Origin of the sequence: Insolitispirillum peregrinum (assembly GCF_900156605.1) — a bacterium.
GTDB classification, from domain to species: Bacteria; Pseudomonadota; Alphaproteobacteria; order Rhodospirillales; family Rhodospirillaceae; genus Insolitispirillum; species Insolitispirillum peregrinum.
This window is the reverse complement of record NZ_FTOA01000001.1, coordinates 691,652-707,663: the sequence shown is the minus strand read 5'-3', so window position 1 is coordinate 707,663 and position 16,012 is coordinate 691,652. Positions and strand designations below refer to the sequence as shown.

At 60.1% G+C, this 16,012-nt stretch carries 14 protein-coding genes; 3 read left to right on the top strand and 11 right to left on the bottom strand.

The features are described from left to right. Positions 1-28: 28 nt before the first annotated feature. The gene (locus BW995_RS02930) at positions 29-1,471 is read right to left on the bottom strand and encodes a glutamine synthetase family protein (protein ID WP_084194523.1); all 1,443 of its coding nucleotides are present in this window, start codon (positions 1,469-1,471) and stop codon (positions 29-31) included. A gap of 634 nt (positions 1,472-2,105) precedes the next feature. On the opposite strand from BW995_RS02930, the gene BW995_RS02925 reads away from it, so the two are divergent. Next, on the top strand, positions 2,106-2,822 hold the full coding sequence (locus tag BW995_RS02925; protein WP_076398664.1) for an Atg14 domain-containing protein: 717 nt from the start codon (positions 2,106-2,108) through the stop codon (positions 2,820-2,822). A gap of 8 nt (positions 2,823-2,830) precedes the next feature. Here BW995_RS02925 and BW995_RS02920 read toward each other — a convergent pair whose 3' ends face one another. From BW995_RS02920 to BW995_RS02900, 5 genes are all read right to left on the bottom strand, one after another. Beyond that, positions 2,831-3,187 carry a YdbL family protein gene (locus tag BW995_RS02920; protein ID WP_076398663.1) on the bottom strand — a complete coding sequence of 119 codons (357 nt, stop codon included), beginning with the start codon at positions 3,185-3,187 and terminating at the stop codon, positions 2,831-2,833. Continuing rightward, a complete protein-coding gene (locus BW995_RS02915; RefSeq protein WP_084194521.1) occupies positions 3,174-3,413 on the bottom strand; it encodes a YnbE family lipoprotein in 240 nt (79 codons plus the stop codon). The genes BW995_RS02920 and BW995_RS02915 overlap by 14 nt, the downstream gene beginning before the upstream one ends. Before the next feature lie 74 nt (positions 3,414-3,487). Continuing rightward, positions 3,488-4,543 (bottom strand): aldo/keto reductase, encoded by a 1,056-nt coding sequence (locus tag BW995_RS02910; RefSeq protein ID WP_076398662.1) that lies wholly within the window; start codon positions 4,541-4,543, stop codon positions 3,488-3,490. Between the two features lie 43 nt (positions 4,544-4,586). Beyond that, a complete protein-coding gene (creD, locus tag BW995_RS02905; RefSeq protein WP_076398661.1) occupies positions 4,587-6,122 on the bottom strand; it encodes a cell envelope integrity protein CreD in 1,536 nt (511 codons plus the stop codon). A 113-nt stretch (positions 6,123-6,235) separates the two neighbouring features. Continuing rightward, a complete protein-coding gene (locus BW995_RS02900) occupies positions 6,236-7,888 on the bottom strand; it encodes an acyl-CoA synthetase (protein ID WP_076398660.1) in 1,653 nt (550 codons plus the stop codon). A 335-nt stretch (positions 7,889-8,223) separates the two neighbouring features. Between BW995_RS02900 and BW995_RS02895 the strand changes: the two genes are divergently transcribed. Further along, on the top strand, positions 8,224-9,384 hold the full coding sequence (locus BW995_RS02895) for an MFS transporter (protein ID WP_076398659.1): 1,161 nt from the start codon (positions 8,224-8,226) through the stop codon (positions 9,382-9,384). Positions 9,385-9,478: 94 nt separating this feature from the next. After that, entirely contained in the window at positions 9,479-11,923 is a 2,445-nt protein-coding gene (locus BW995_RS02890) for a heavy metal translocating P-type ATPase (RefSeq protein ID WP_076398658.1), read from the top strand. 4 nt (positions 11,924-11,927) lie between these two features. On the opposite strand, the gene BW995_RS02885 is transcribed toward BW995_RS02890, so the two are convergent. The 5 genes from BW995_RS02885 to BW995_RS02865 all read right to left on the bottom strand — a co-directional run bounded on the left by BW995_RS02885 (position 11,928) and on the right by BW995_RS02865 (position 15,908). Further along, on the bottom strand, positions 11,928-12,248 hold the full coding sequence (locus tag BW995_RS02885) for a hypothetical protein (RefSeq protein ID WP_076398657.1): 321 nt from the start codon (positions 12,246-12,248) through the stop codon (positions 11,928-11,930). 52 nt (positions 12,249-12,300) lie between these two features. Then, a complete protein-coding gene (locus tag BW995_RS02880) occupies positions 12,301-13,989 on the bottom strand; it encodes a nitroreductase family protein (RefSeq protein WP_084194520.1) in 1,689 nt (562 codons plus the stop codon). Between the two features lie 61 nt (positions 13,990-14,050). Next, a complete protein-coding gene (locus tag BW995_RS02875) occupies positions 14,051-14,404 on the bottom strand; it encodes a hypothetical protein (protein WP_076398656.1) in 354 nt (117 codons plus the stop codon). Between the two features lie 72 nt (positions 14,405-14,476). Then, a complete protein-coding gene (locus BW995_RS02870; protein ID WP_076398655.1) occupies positions 14,477-14,899 on the bottom strand; it encodes a hypothetical protein in 423 nt (140 codons plus the stop codon). A 502-nt stretch (positions 14,900-15,401) separates the two neighbouring features. After that, the gene (locus BW995_RS02865) at positions 15,402-15,908 is read right to left on the bottom strand and encodes a DUF805 domain-containing protein (protein WP_076398654.1); all 507 of its coding nucleotides are present in this window, start codon (positions 15,906-15,908) and stop codon (positions 15,402-15,404) included. Between the last annotated feature and the right edge of the window lie 104 nt (positions 15,909-16,012).

The window sequence follows — 16,012 nt, the reverse complement described above, 5'->3', positions numbered from 1 at the left end:
TGCCCGCCTTTGCGCCCACAGCTCTGGCTTACACGTTCAGCAACAGGAATTCCCGCTCCCACGACGAGACCACATCCTGATAGGCGTCCCACTCGGCCCCTTTGACCGCGACGAAGGCCTGACAGAACATCGGCCCGAACATTTCATGCAGGCGGCGGGCATGCTGGAACCGTTCGATGGCATCCGGCAAATGCTTGGGCAGGGCGTGGGCCTTGGTATAGCCCGAACCAGTGATCGGCTTGGTCGGTTCCAGCCGGTCCACCATCCCCAGATAGCCACACAGCAACGACGCCGCCATCGCCAGATACGGATTGGCATCGGCCCCGGACAGGCGGTTTTCAATACGGGTATTACGTGCCTCGGACAACGGAACACGCAAACCGACCGTGCGGTTGTCACGCCCCCAATGCATGTTGATCGGAGCCGAGTAGTTTTTCACCAGACGACGGTAACTGTTGACGTTCGGAGCCAGCAGCAGCATCGCCTGCGGCAGATACTTTTGCAGCCCGCCGATGTGCCAGCGGAACAGGTCGCTTTCGCTGCCGTCCTCGTTGGCAAACAGCGTCTTGTTGCCATCAAGATCCCACACCGACTGATGGATGTGCATGGCACTTCCCGGCTGCCCTTCCAGCGGCTTGGCCATAAAGGTGGCATAAACATTGTGCCGGAGCGCGGTCTGATGCACCGTGCGCTTGAACAGGAACACCTGATCGGCCAGATCAAGCGGTTCCCCATGTTCAAAGTTGATCTCCATCTGCGCCGCACCGGCTTCGTGGTGCAGGGTGTCCACGTCCAGATTCTGCGCTTCGGCATAATCATAAACGTCTTCAAATAGCGGATCGAACTCGTTGACGGCATCAATGCCATAGGCCTGACGGCCGATTTCGGGACGCCCGGAACGCCCGATCGGTGGTTCCAGCGGATAATCCGGGTCAGGGTTGACCTTCACCAGATAGAATTCCAGCTCGGGGGCGATAATCGGTTTCCAGCCACGCTCTTCATAGAGCGCGAGAACCCGCCGCAGCACATGACGCGGAGCCATTTCTACCGGCGATGCATCACGGTAATAGCAATCGTTGATCACCTGCGCCGTTGGCTCCTGATACCACGGCACCATTCGCACTGTTGCCGGGTCGGGCCGCAGGTACATGTCCTGATCAACATCCGGCATGATTTCCTCTTCGGGATAATCACCGGTCACAGACTGGATAAACAGGCTTTCCGGCAACCGAAGACCACGGTCTTTCAAGCCGGAGATGAATTTGTGGGCCGGAAGGATTTTGCCGCGCGGCACACCGGCCATGTCCGGGACCAGGCATTCGACCTCGGTAATCCCGCGTGCGGTAATCCAGGCAATCAATTCTTCTGTAGTCTGGGCAGAAACGTCATCAGAGGGCGTACGCTCGCGCGGTTCGCGCCCCCGGGAGCTGGTTTTGGACGAGGCGCCAAAAGCAGCTTTACTATCAGACATGGGATGCCTCTTGTTTGCTCGTTATCAGCGAGGAACAGATCTTTATAATGATGAGTGTGAAGCCGGATATCCTGCCTTGGCAACAGACACCGCCCGGATCAGTTTCACAACCAATCCGCACATATCAGCACCTGACATATTGCCAGCACGCCATGTGGTCCCGCAGACCGCGCACCCCGAACATATGACACCATAAACGAGTCATTTGATCGGCCTTTACCGCACACAATACCTGCTCCACGATAAACCGGTACCAGCAGGCACAGACTGCGCCAGGGGTTTGCTACAATACAGGCAGGACGTTCGATATCCGGGATTCAAATCCCATCCCCCCGATGCTAAACCGAAAGCCCGACGTTGTAAAACCGGGAAACGGAATCAACCATTTTTCTCATCAAAAGGGAGCAATCAGGGGATACACCTTTTATTCATCGCTTCCCTCCTCACCCCATCTAGACCATTGACCCCATACGCTCGACAGGTCATAACAAGAGGCAGCATCTCTGTCTTTGTACGGTCTGACGACAAGCCGCGCACACAGGCCTATACTCGGCTGCCTGAGCCCGGCGAACTTCGGCTTTTTCCTGCCTCTTTCGCCCGATGGCAATTCCCCTGTGTGGATAGGACGCGATCAATGGATTATGTTTCGATCACAGGCATTACACTCGGCGTTGCTGTCGTCGCCGTTTTCGTGATCGGCCTGCTGTCTTATATGTCACAGCTGGTCAAGAACGCCTATCAGATCAAGGTGGAAATCCGCTCGGACATGGAAGGCGGCTTGCGCAAGATCGAGGAAGATCTGGGCAAAAAAGCCAAATGGATGCGATCGGAAGTTGGTGAAGACATCAGCAAGATCAAGCAGGCCATCGAGCAGGAAAACAGCAACCGCCTGCAAACCATCGAAGATCGCCTGACCTCTCTGGCGCAGGACCTTGATGCTGGCTCCCGCGACGAGCGCGCCGAGCTGCGCAACATCATTGCCCAACTACGCAAGCGCCTGTCCACTGCCGAGCAGGAAATCGCCGCCCTGCGCGAAGAAGCCGCCCGCCGTGCCGCCATCAGCCAGAAACGCCGCGACGATCGCCCGCGGGACGAGGCAGAGCACGCGGCGGCTCCGATGGCCGAAACGGCCGCACCGCCTGCCGCCTCACCTGAATACGGTCGGCCAGAGCAGAGCGGGAACCGGCCAGAGCAGAGCGGAAACCGGAACGAATTCGAGGCGGTTCATCCGACCGTGTTCGGGTCTGGCGCCACTCCATCGGTGACAGAACCCGCTGGTAACTCGGTCGTCCGCAGCGGGGGTGTCCAGCGTATCCAGCTCCAGGATTTTGCCGACAAGCGCCCCGCCTGAACCGCTCCCTACTTCTTGACCCAGCCGCTTCCCTGATTGATGTACTGACCGGCAGCCGCCTTATCCATCAGTTTGCGTCCGGCAATCGCCTGAACTGCCTGAACAGAGGTGCTGTTCTGGTTGGCGATGTCACGATATTTGCCCATCCGTTCGCTGTTGATCCGGCTGATCATCTGTGCCACGTCAGATGAAACACCAGCGGGCTTGACCGCCCCCAGCAAGCCATCGGCCCGCTCGCCGATCTCGCCCTGAGCCTTGGCATCGTCGACCGGCCCGGCCCATGCCGCCTGCGGCGCAGCCAGCAGCAGCCAGCCGGCCAGAATACCCAGCCCCACCGCTCGGACCATGACGTTAGAACAGTTCATTGTTCTGCTCCAGCAAGCTGTCCACATCCTTTTCAACCTTGATCCGGACTTCCTGCTCGATCTTGACGTTCAGGTTGATCACAATCGGCTTGTCCGGGGCCTCGACCTTGATCGTCGGCTGACAGGCAGCCACGCCGAGCAAGGAGGCCAGTATCAGGGTGCGGGAACAGGCGCGAACACGCCCTGACAGGCGCCCCTGCTGACCCGGAACTTTTCCTGGCTGCATGTTTTACTCTCCAAAAAAACGCTCCCGTCGGAAAGGGGGCATTGCCTCCCTCCGACAGAAAAGTCTACCTCGCCTTATGGGGCAGGATTAGGGCAAAGCGTATGCTCGGCCTCGATATCCATCAACGCATCGCCCCCCAGCACCAGATCCTGCGCCGCCAGCGTCAGCTTCAACTGCTCGGGCTTGGTCGCACCAACAATGGCCGAAGCGGCAAAAGACCGCGAGGCCGCAAAGGCCAGCGCCATTTGCGCCGGGTGCAGGCCATGCCGTTCGGCAATCAGGGTATAGCGTTCAACCGCCACCTGTGCCAACGGCTTGGTATAGCGGGTATAGCGCTTTGGCCACAACACCATCCGCGAGTCTGCCGGGCGCTCGCCGTCCATGTATTTTCCGGTCAGGACGCCGCCAGCCAGCGGCGAATAGGCCACCAGCGGCACGTCTTCACGGATGGCCATTTCCGCCAGACCGATTTCAAAGGTGCGGTTGATCAGCGAATAGGGGTTCTGAATGGCGGCCACCCGAGGCAATTCCGGGTTCTGCGCCGCCAGCAGCAGGTATTGCGCCAGCCCCCAGGGAGTTTCATTGGAAATTCCGACATGGCGGATTTTCCCGGCCTTTACCAGATCGGCCAGCGCCAGCAGGCTTTCCGCCAGCGGCGTTGATTGCTCTTCGGGATTGTGGACATAGCCCAAGCGACCGAAATTATTGGTCTGCCGGTCAGGCCAGTGCAGATAATAAAGGTCAAGGTAATCGGTTTTCAGCCGCCGCAACGAACCATCAATGGCTTCGGCGATGTTACGGCGATCCAGCACACGCTCTTCGCCCCTGATCCACGGCATCACCCCGCGCCCGGTGACTTTCGAGGCGATCACCACCTGATGGCGGTTGTTGCGCGCCCGCACCCAATCCCCAAGGATTTCTTCGCTGCGCCCCTGTGTTTCCGGGCGGGGCGAAATCGGATACATCTCGGCCACATCAAAAAAGTTCACCCCGCCGTCATAGGCGATATCCAGCAGCTCATGGGCTTGCTCAGGGGTGTTTTGCTCGCCAAAGGTCATCGTTCCCATGCTGATGGAGCTGACCTTCAGCGGGGCAGCCGCGCAGCGTTGCCCAAGCAGGTGATAGCGCATGCACTTCGTCTCCTTGCCAAAACACCCAGTCCGCGACCGGCTGTTATCCGTTATTTCCCAGTCGCCGGGTGGCGTGCATCAACATGCCGACCGTGATCAGCAGCAACACCGTCCCCATCAGCAGCGAGTAATCTTCCATCCGCAGCACGGTAAACAGCAATGCATGCAACAGGGCCAGACCAATTCCCAACCGGATGCCGCGCGGCCAGGCGCGCAGGGCAAAGCCGACATAGACACCATTCATCGCCACCGCCACCAGCGAGGCCAGAATATAGGCCCAGACAAAGGGCATGTGCTCGGCCAGAGCGAGCAACAGCAGGTAAAACAGGCTCATCGCCACCCCGACCATGCCGTACTGCACCGGGTGCAGGCGGCGGTTGGTGGAATGCAGCTCGTTGGCCAGAAACAGGGCAAAGGTCAGGGCGATAAACAGGATGCCGTATTTGGTTGCCCGCAGGATTTCGCCGTACAGCTTGACCGGCTCGAACAGGTCAACGCCAAAGGTGAATTCGTTGATGCGGGCATTCCATTCCGAAGACAAGGCAACCTGCTGATAGTTGCGCGTCAGATTGGGAATGGTCCAGTGCGCTGAAAAGCCGCTTTCAGAAATCTGATGCTCGTCCGGCAGGGCGTTGCCCTGAAAGGACGGATGCGGCCAGGCAGAGTTGACCTGCACCGAGGTCTGTTCCCCCAACGGCAGGAACCGCAGCCCTTCCGAGCCCTTCACGGTGACAGTCATTTCAAACGGATAGATCGCGCTGGCGCTGAGCTTTTCTGCTATCGGAGCATGAAATCCCTGCTCGAACAGGGCGCGATTGCGGGCACCGGGGGCAAAGGCAATGCTCTGGCCATCGAACATCAGCGGCTCGACATCGCGCAGGGAGGAGGTTTGCGACAGGCCAAAGCTGAAATAGGCCTGATCATAGTGCGGGGTGATCCAGCCGCGATCCTTCAGGAAACCGGCCACCGGCTTCAGGTCAAAGGTTCCCTTGACCTGCAATGGTGCGGTATAGACCACGCTTTCGTAAATCCCGCGCGTGCGGATTTCGGTGTTGATGGTCGCCCCGATCTGCAGAACCTTTGGCAACAGCACCAGGGTGTCGGCAACCTCGACAACCCCGTCGTCTTTGCTCTTGGTCCGCACGGTCACCGGGATCAGCAGTGTCGGCCCCCCCAGTTCCTGCGCCTGCCCCCAGGTCGCGGCAATGTCGCGCGTCACCGACGCCCGCAGATCGCCCCGATCCTGAGCCTGACCATCAATCAGGCTCAGCGGCACCAGCATGAACAGGCCAATCACCGCCACCAGCACAAAGCGCACCAGCACGTCATGTTCCGACCAGATCGAGCGGGGCGCAGCAACAGGCACAGGGGCCGCATGGACAACAGGCTGGACAACCGGAGAGGAGTCTTCCATCACGGTCTTTTCCTCGATGATATCGACATGGGCAACAGGTGGAACAGGCACGCCAGAGTGAGAGCGAACCCGCCTGACAATCAACCACACCGGCAAGGCCACCACCACTGCGATAATGCCCAACAGCACCAGAACACCGGCAATCAGCCACATCCACTCATCCATTCGCCCCACCCTTCTTTCTGCCCTGCACAGAGAGTTTCATGACAAAGGCCGCCCCCTGTCAACAAGGGGCGGCCTCATCATGGCAGTTATGGTCAGTTATGGGGTGATCAGCCTCACAACGGAATGCTGTCACCGACTTCATCCTGCAACTGCTTGCGCAGGATGAATTTCTGGATTTTCCCGGTCGAGGTCTTCGGCAGCTCGATGAAGCGAATGTCACGCGGGCACTTGAAGTGCGCCAGATTGTCGCGGCAGAACGCCTTCATGTCCTCGATGGTGACCGAGGAGCCGGGCTTAAGCTCGATGAAGGCGCACGGGGTTTCCCCCCACTTTTCATCGGGCTTGGCCACCACAGCGGCCAGTGCCACCGCCGGATGCTTGTGCAGGACGCCTTCGACTTCGATCGAGGAGATGTTTTCCCCGCCCGAGATGATGATGTCCTTGGAGCGGTCCTTCAGCTGAATATAGCCATCGGGGTGCATCACCCCCAGGTCACCGGTATGGAACCAGCCACCGGCAAAGGCCTCGTCGCTGGCGCGCGGGTTCTTGAGGTAACCCTTCATCACCTGATTGCCACGGCAGAACACTTCGCCCAGCGTCTGCCCATCCCACGGCACCGGCTGCATGGTTTCCGCGTCGGCGACCATCAGGTCTTCCTGCGCGGTATAGGCCACCCCCTGACGGGACTTCAGACGGGCGCGTTCGTCCATGTCGTTGACGTCCCACTCGTCTTTCCACGCACACACCACACTCGGGCCATAGGTTTCGGTCAGGCCATAGACGTGGGTCACGCGGAAGCCTTCACGCTCCATCCCGGCCAGCACACTTGCCGGCGGCGGGGCGGCGGCGGTCATCACGTTGACGATGTGGTTGAACTCGCGCTTTTCATCTTCGCGGGCGTTCAGGATCAACCCCAGAACGATCGGCGCCCCGTTGATGTAGGCCACCTTGTGATCGGCAATCGCATCATAGATCACCTTGGCCGACACCCGGCGCTGACAGACAAAAGTCCCGGCCTTCATCGCCACCGTCCACGGGAAACACCAGGCGTTGCAGTGGAACATCGGCACGTTCGACAACAGAACCGGATGCTTGTCCATATTCCAGTCGAGCGCGTTCGACACGGCGGTCAGATAGGCACCACGATGGTGATAGACCACCCCCTTGGGGTTGCCGGTGGTGCCCGAGGTGTAGTTCAGGGCAATGGCATCCCATTCATTGTCCGGCATTTTCCACGCGTAATCCGGATCACCATCGGCAATCAGCGCCTCGTAATCCTTTTCGCCGATCGCCGGGCCGGGATTGTCGCATTCCGGATCATCAATGAAGAACACCTTCGGCTTATAGGCGACCTTGCCGAGAATATGGGTCACCAGTTCACCGAATTCGCGGTCGGCAATCAGGATCTTGCATTCGCCGTGATCGAGAATGAAGGCGATGTTGTCCGCATCCAGACGGGTGTTGATGGCGTTCAGAACGCCGCCGCACATCGGCACCCCGAAATGGGCTTCGTACATTTCCGGCGTGTTGTGCGCCAGAATCGACACCGTATCCCCGGTCTGAACGCCCAGCCGTTCCAGCACAGAGGCCAGTTGACGGCTGCGGGCATAGGTTTCTTTCCAGGTGAAACGGCGCGCACCATGAACCACCGAAGTCCGATCCGGGAACACGTGCGCCGCCCGCTTGATCATCGACAGCGGGGTCAGCGGAACATAGTTCGCCGCATTGCGGTCCAGGTGCAACTCATAGGGATTGGTGCCGGTCACGGTGTTTCCTCCACGATTGATTTTAACCGAACCAGACCATCGTGCACGCAACCCGCACAAAGCACGACAGTCTTTTCCTTGACGTCACACCGCAGTCAGAAAACACCGGTTCCCGGGCTTTTTGCCGACCACCCCGTGCAACGCTCTAAACCTTACTTTAACTCCAGCACCCCCTGTTCGGCAATGCCTGCCATGCAGGGAGATTATGGTTATTTTTCGCCCTGCATCTCGCCCCTTGCCCTTCCCTGGACGAAAGAGCATCATGGCGGGCTTTTCCGGCACTTTCGCCCACCGTATCGCCCGCCGTGCGGGCCTTGCCTCTGGCTGTCCTGCACATGACATCACGCCCGCCCGTCCCTCCCCGCTCGTCCGAAGGGCTGCGTCTGGGGTTCCTCTATGCCGCCCTGTTCTCGGTGATCGGGGTCCAGATGCCGTTCTGGCCGCTGTGGCTGAAGGACCGGGGCATGCAGCCGGTCGAAATCGGTATCCTGCTGGGGGCGATCTATTGGGCCAAGGTGGTCACCAACCCCTTGATTGCGCAGTTTGTTGATAGCCGGGGGCACCGCCGGATGGTGATGATTGCCCTCGCCTCGGCATCAATGCTGCTATACGCCCTCTATCCGTTTGCCTACAGCTTTCCTGCCCTGTTGTGTCTGGGGGTTCTCGCTGGCTCCCTGCTGGCCGGACTGATGCCGCTGACCGAAACCATCACCATGACCCTGACCACACAGGGACGCCTTGACTATGGCCGCACCCGCCTGTGGGGGTCGCTGTCGTTCATCGCCCTGTCCGCACTGGCCGGGCAAGCGGTCGATCACTGGGCGGCGTCCGGCATCCTGTGGCTGATCCTGCTCGGAGTGGCCGCAACGGTGGTGACCGTCGTGCGCGCGCCCGATCCGCCACTGATCAGCCGCAGCGGCCCTAAACTTCCCTTTAGGGCGCTGTTCCGCAACCGCCGCTATCTGCTGTTTCTGGGCACCGCCGCCATCACGCAGGCCAGCCACTGCGTCTATTATGGCTTTGCCACCCTGTATTGGCAGTCTCAGGGGCTGGACGGTGGCACCATCGGGCTGTTGTGGAGCATTGGCGTGGTTGCCGAAATTGCCCTGTTCGCCTTTTCCGGCCGGATTGTGCAAAAGGTCGGTGCCGACAAGCTGGTGTTGTTCGGCGCCGTCACCGGCATTGTCCGCTGGGCTGCACTGGCCTTCATCACGTCTCCATTGGGGCTGGCTCCGTTCCAGACCCTGCACGCCGCAACCTTTGGGGCCACCCATCTGGGCGCCATGCACACCATCGCCCGCGACGTTGATCCTCGCCTGCAAGTCCGCGCCCAGGCGCTGTATTCGTCGGTTGCGATGGGCCTGATCCCCGGTATTGCTCTGCTGGCAGCCGGACCGGCCTATCAGGCCTTTGGCGGACTGGCGTTTCTGGGTGCGATGGTCCTGTCGATCCTTGCCAGCCTGTGCGGTTACGCTTTTGTCCGCAGCCCGCGTTAAATGCTTGCTTATTCCCGATCACCCCCTTGACCGTTCCCGCTGCGGGCCTTCTATATCGAGACAGCCGCCTTTCCCTGACGAAAGCCTCGCCGTCATGAGCCATTCTGCCGCCGCGCTGAAAAAAGCCAGCTTCCCCATCAACGGCATGACCTGTGCCGCCTGTTCCGGGCGATTGCAGCGCGTGCTGGGGAAACAACCCGGCGTGCAGAGTGCCGACGTCAGTCTGGCCAGCGAGCGGGCCGACATCACCTTTGACCCTGCCAGCACCACCACCGAGGCATTGGCGCAGGCGGTCAGTGCCGCCGGTTTCAGCGTCCCCGAGCAAACCCTGACCGTCCAGATTGGTGGCATGACCTGCGCCGCCTGCTCGACCCGGCTGGAAAAGGTTCTTGGCAAGGTTCCCGGCATCCACAGCGTCAGCGTCAATCTTGCCACCGAACAGGCCAGACTGACCGTTCCGACCGGTGTTGTGCCCCCGGCAGACATTCTGGATGCCGTCCAGCGGGCCGGCTTCAGCGGAACCCTGCTCACCTCGGACGCCGAACAACATCAGCAGGCAATGGCCACCGCCCGCAAAGCCAGCCGCCACGATCTGACCGTCGTGCTGCTGTCGGCAGCCCTGACCCTGCCCCTACTCAGCGAAATGCTGGCGCATTTTGGCCTGCTGTCATGGCGGTTGCCGCCGATGGTGCAACTGCTGTTGGCCTCGATTGTCCAGTTCACCGTCGGGCTGCGCTTTTATCGCGGCGCGTGGAAAAGCCTGCGCTCGGGCAGTGGCAACATGGATGTGCTGGTGGTGCTGGGAACCTCGGCCGCCTGGGGCCTGTCGGCATGGCGCACCTTCACCATCCCGCACCACCCCGAACTGTATTTCGAAGCCTCGGCGGTGGTGGTGACGCTGGTCCTGCTGGGCAAATGGCTGGAAGGACGGGCCAAACGCGGTGCAGCGGCTGCCATCCATGCCCTGATGGCCCTCCGCCCCCCCGTCGCTCGCGTGCTGCGCAACGGGCAAGAGGTCGAGCTTCCCCCCGAAGCCGTCGCGTTGGGAGATCAGGTAATCGTGCGCCCCGGCGAGCGTTTTCCGGTCGATGGTGTGGTGGTCAAGGGGGACAGCGCGGTTGACGAAAGCCTGCTGACCGGCGAAAGCCTGCCTGTTGCCAAGGCCCCCGGAGACAGCGTTACCGGCGGAGCCATCAACGGAACCGGCCTGCTGATCGTCGAGACAACCGCTGTCGGCAGCAACAGCACGCTGGCCCGCATCATCCGGCTGGTCTCCGATGCGCAAGCGTCAAAGGCACCGGTGCAGAAACTGGTTGACCGTATTTCAGCTATCTTTGTCCCGGTGGTTCTGGTGCTGGCCGCGATGACCTTTGCGGTCTGGTGGTTGGGTTTCGGGGCTCCCAATCTGGCCTTTGCCGCCGCCGTCGCGGTACTGGTGATCGCCTGCCCCTGCGCTCTGGGGCTGGCAACACCGACCGCCATCATGGTTGGCACCGGCGTTGCCGCCCGTCATGGCATCCTGATCAAGAATGCCGAAGCCCTGGAACGCGCCCATGCCGTCACCGCCGTGGTGTTTGACAAGACCGGCACCCTGACCATTGGGCAGCCGACGGTCGGCAGCCTGCATCCGGTCACGGGAACACCCGAGGCGCTGTTGACGCTGGTCGCCGCCGCCCAGCAGGGCAGCGAACACCCGCTTGGCAAAGCGATCCTCAGCGAAGCCGCCAGCCGGTCCCTGCCCTTGCCGCCCCTGCAAGGCTTTCAGGCTGTCCCCGGCCGCGGCATTCAGGCCACCCTTGCCGGGGCTTCGGTGATCATTGGCAGTCGGGTCTTTATGGAGCTGAACGGAGTGGCGGTGCCACCTGCGCTGGAGCAAACGGCCAGCGACCTGGAACAGCAGGGCAACAGCGTGATCTGGGCAGCGCAGGATGGCGGACACGGCCCGTCGCTGAACGGCCTGATCGCCCTCAGCGACGCCGCCCGCCCAACGGCAGCAGCAGCGGTACAGGCGTTGCAGCAGGCTGGCGTTCATGTGGTGATGCTGACCGGCGACCGGGCCAAAACCGCCGAAGCGATTGCCACCCCGCTGGGGATCAGCGATATCCGGGCCGAAGTCCTGCCCGATCAAAAAGCCGCGCAGGTCGAATCCTTGCAGGCACAGGGATATATCGTCGCCATGGTCGGGGATGGTGTCAACGATGCTCCCGCTCTGGCCAAGGCCGATGTGGCAATGGCGATGGGCAGCGGATCGGATGTGGCGATGGAAACCGCCGACCTGACCCTGATGCGCAGTGATCCGGCACTGGTGGCGCAAGCGCTGGACATCAGCGCCGCCACCTATCGCAAAATCCGCCAGAACCTGTTCTGGGCTTTTGCCTACAACGTGGTCGCCCTGCCGCTGGCTGCCAGTGGCAGCCTCAGCCCGGCGCTAGCCGGGGCGGCGATGGCCTTTTCCAGTGTCAGCGTGGTCAGTAATTCCCTGCTGCTACGCCGCTGGCGCATTGTTGTTGCGAAAAGCTGTGAGCATGGTTCACATTGAAAGCTCACAGCTCGGACCATTTGCCCGCAAGGCGCGCCTGTAACTCGATATAGTCATACAGGTCACTCAGCATGAAGTGACGGACCTCCGGGTCGGACAGCTTGGCGAGCGCACCGGCATCCCCGGCCAGATACTTCTGTGCCGTGGTGACAAAGGGGCGGGGCATGGCAAGGTTAAAGCCCGAAGACTGCGCCAGCAACCGGCACACCTGCTCGAACAGGAACCGGTACTGATCTTCTTTTTCGGAGGTCAGATAGATCTTGTCCAGCCGACCGCCGTACAGCCGGAACAGGTCAAGGTAATCGTCAATATCGGGAACAGGCATCAACAAGGCTCCGGTCTCAGGGTGGGAGGGCCTTGGGGGAGCCAGTGGTATTTCAGCCTTCCTGCGCTGATCCGTCAAGAGAAACAGCAACAGGATAGGCCGGTTCGCTTTGCAGGCGCGGGTCGTCAATCGCCGCCCCGATGGTGAAATGATAGACCGTTTGCCAACGACCATCCGCCCCACCGCGCAGCCCGCTGAGGGCCACGCTGTCATCATCCATGAAGCACCCGATGCCGGTGCCGCGCAAACCGCTGGCTTCGGCCTCCAGATAGAGGATTTGTCCCAACAGCCCGGCTTCCCAGTGCAGACGCCGATAGGCCCACGCCCCTTCGCGGGCCAGCGTTTCGGCCATATCGGCCACCATCACCACTGTCACAGCGCCCCGCCCTGCAATGCCCTGATAGCACGACATCTGCGAGGCCAGTCGCCGCAGGTCCTGCGCCTCGGGCAAGCCATACAGGGGCAGATGCGGATCGGCAGCCTGCCACGGTCGCCCGGCGGACCATTGCGGCCAGTCCGGTAGCCCCCGGTCCAGAAGGTAGGCCCCGGGGGCAAAACCCTCGACACCATGCACCAGAAACATCAGCTGGATGGCAGGCTGAAACGGCAGAGCATGCAGCGGCGACCATCTCTCCACCCCCGGCAACACGCGCCCGAGCAACCGCCGGAAATCCGCGGCATGCATCGTTCCCGCCGGGTCCATGCGCTGGGCGCTACGGCGCTGGCGAATCAGCCTGTCTGCCGGGCAGTCATGTTCAGGGGCCGGGTCCACTGGCAAGCACCGGGGTTCAGGCCAGCAGACGGGCACGTCCACCGTTTTCCGGGTCACGGATTCGGCCAGCGCCACCTCTGGCCAGACAATCATTTCACGGCCGACCTGCGAGGCCCGCCCCTGCCAGGTCACTGTTCCGGTCACCGCACGAAGTGGTGCCAGATCGGGCGGCAGCGCCTGTTGACCACGGCTTTCAAGCCAGATCAGCACGTCCGGGCGTTCCCGTTCCCGATCCGCATAGCTGTCGCGATCGCTCAGCCCCAGCAGGGCTTCGATATCATCATCGGTCAGCCGTGGGTCAACGGCAGCCCCCCAGCCACAGACGCGCGCGGCATAGGCCAGGCTTCCGACCGCATGCCCCACATCCAGTTGGCAATAGCGGAACGCGCGCGAGCCATATTTCCACTCTTCCCGCCAGCCAATCGACGACAGCCCGGCCATGCCGACATGGTCAGGATAGGCATGCCGCAATGCCTGAACCTGCTGTTCGCCCAGTTCGGCCCGGCATTCCAGCGCATGATCCAGCGGGTGATAATGATAAACCCCGGCAGGCAGCCCAACCGCCTCTCCCCACAGCAGCAGATAGGCTTCGGTTGGGTGCAGGTTGCCACTTGATGGCACACAGCGCAAAGCCCAGCGAGCCCCATCGGCGGCTTTCCATGCACTCAGCCCCCATGCCAGTTCGCACAGCAGCCCAATGGTTGAGGCACTGAAAGACAACGATGGCAGTGCGTCCCGATGCAGCTGATGGAATCCAGCAGCCTGAACGCGCCGGTGCAGCGGCAGGGGAATACGCCGGGTCTGCTCAAAGGTCCGAAAGGGGTCCGGCTGAGAGTCCCAGTCAAGGAATCCCGGCGATGGAGCATACCCACGTGAGGAATGCTTACTGGCCTGATGATACAACAGGATGCGCGATCGCTCGGCGGCGTCGTTACCTTGCCCGTCAGGAGGTTCCAGCCCGGCACTCATCGTGTGTGCTCCCGATCCTGACAAGGCGTCATCTTACCCCTGAACGCTCAACCCAGAACGCTCAACCCAGAACGCTCAGGGCCTGCTGGGTCATTTTCTCTTCTGCGCTCACCATGGTGGCACTGGCAGCATAGGCATTGCTGGCCTGTTGCAACTGAACAACATCGCTGACCGGGTCCGTCGCAGCCTCTGCGGCGGGCACAGCCTGTTGCTCGGGGGCCCGTGCCGACCAGACCGCCGCCTGATCCACCATCTGCGTCCGACCGGTAGAGGCTGCTGCGTTGCTGCGCAGGGCTTCGTTCTCGGCTTCAGCCTGAACGCTGGAATTCGAGTGGGCAAGGTGGATCGCGGCCGTCGCAGCCTGCTGCTCGGCGTTGCGCAATCCGGCCAATGCCATTGACAAGGAATCAGACATGATCGGGGTTCCTATCCCAAAAAGCACGCTTTTGATTTGGGGAAGGCTGCCCGCTCTGACAAGAGCGGGGCTTTACAGCAAGCGGTTGACGGTCCCACCAAGGGGACGGACCACACCATTATTGGTCACTGCCCGCATCGCATTTTCGTACAGCATCGCCCCGAAGCGCAGGGTCGGCATCGGCAGGACGTCATGCATGGCCTGATAATTGACCAGCGTGGTCCCAACTTCCTCGGTAGCCAGAATGTCCCCAAAGCGAACACCGTCGAGCAGCGAGCGGTTGCCCTTTTTCTGCCCACGATCATCATAGCTCTGGAAGCCACCCCAACTGCTGCTGAAATCAAGGGTGTCGCTATCCGGTCCAGCAGTGTTGGCCCCGGACAGGCCGCTGACTTGCTGAAACAGATCGGTTGGCGCAGCGTGGTTCGCCGCCGCAGTGCGCGACGTCGATGCTGACGGCATCGTAATTGTCTGCTGTCCAACCTTGAGGCTCATGGCATGCCTCTCCTTCACACCCCAAAAACAGCCCTCTCATTCCAGAGGGCGCTCATTCCCCAGATCTACAATCCTCATGAAAACTGGCGGCGTTCGTCGGGAAAGAAAGCACTTCAGCTTTTCCTGCGCTACCCACCACATTCCCATCTTCGCAGGGCATGTTCACCCCATGCCCACCTATCACACGTCAGCCCTGAAAAACAAATCACAGGGCCATCAACCAAAAGGACGCATGACAATCATACTGCTCCATGCAGGGTACACGTCCTTACCCCAAAAGGCCAACACCAAATCAGCCTGCCTGGTCAATTGAACGCAATTTGATGAATTTTTCCCTGCAAATCTGCACCAATATGCCCAGGCAGAAACATCATTGAGACAATATTCCTGCCGGGCTTATCGGTCCTTCAGCTCGCCCCAGACCAGCGTGCGTTAAACCTGACGCAGTGATTTTGCGCAAAACCGGAATCACTTTTGCGCTCACTGCTCTAGAAGCGGCCTTTCATTCAGAAGCGGGCACCGGAGCCTGCTCAGGCCCACCGGTCGCCAGCGGATCGGGGCCGAAACGGTTCGGGCCCACAGTACCGCGAATGCACATGAGCAGTACCTCTGAGACGACCAAGAACAAAAGCAAGCCACTCACAGCCCAAGACGTAAACAGAGAGTCCCGAAAGATCAGAGCAAATGCAAAAATTACGACGGCTGGCCACAACCAAAACCACCAGCCGCTGAAATTTAAATCATGAAGTCTACGTATAAATAAAGAAATAGAAGGTATAATCACAGAAATTATAAATAATATATGAACAATAGATGACAAAGGTGAGTAAAATCCATACTCATTATGAGAATATATATTATAATAACTTTCTATTGAACTTATTATAGATAAAATGAATGATGATAAATACATAAAAATTCTGGCATAATTATATTCAGACCTTGATGATCTGCCCTTAAAAACTGCATATTTATTGAAAAACGAAGATACTGCGTCAGAAAAACCCATGACTGTCCCTTTTAAAAACCATCATGATTACCAATCATTAAGCTGCAATATAAGACGGGTAGCCCCCACCATAACAAGAAAAAAATGGCCACCAGCAACCCTGA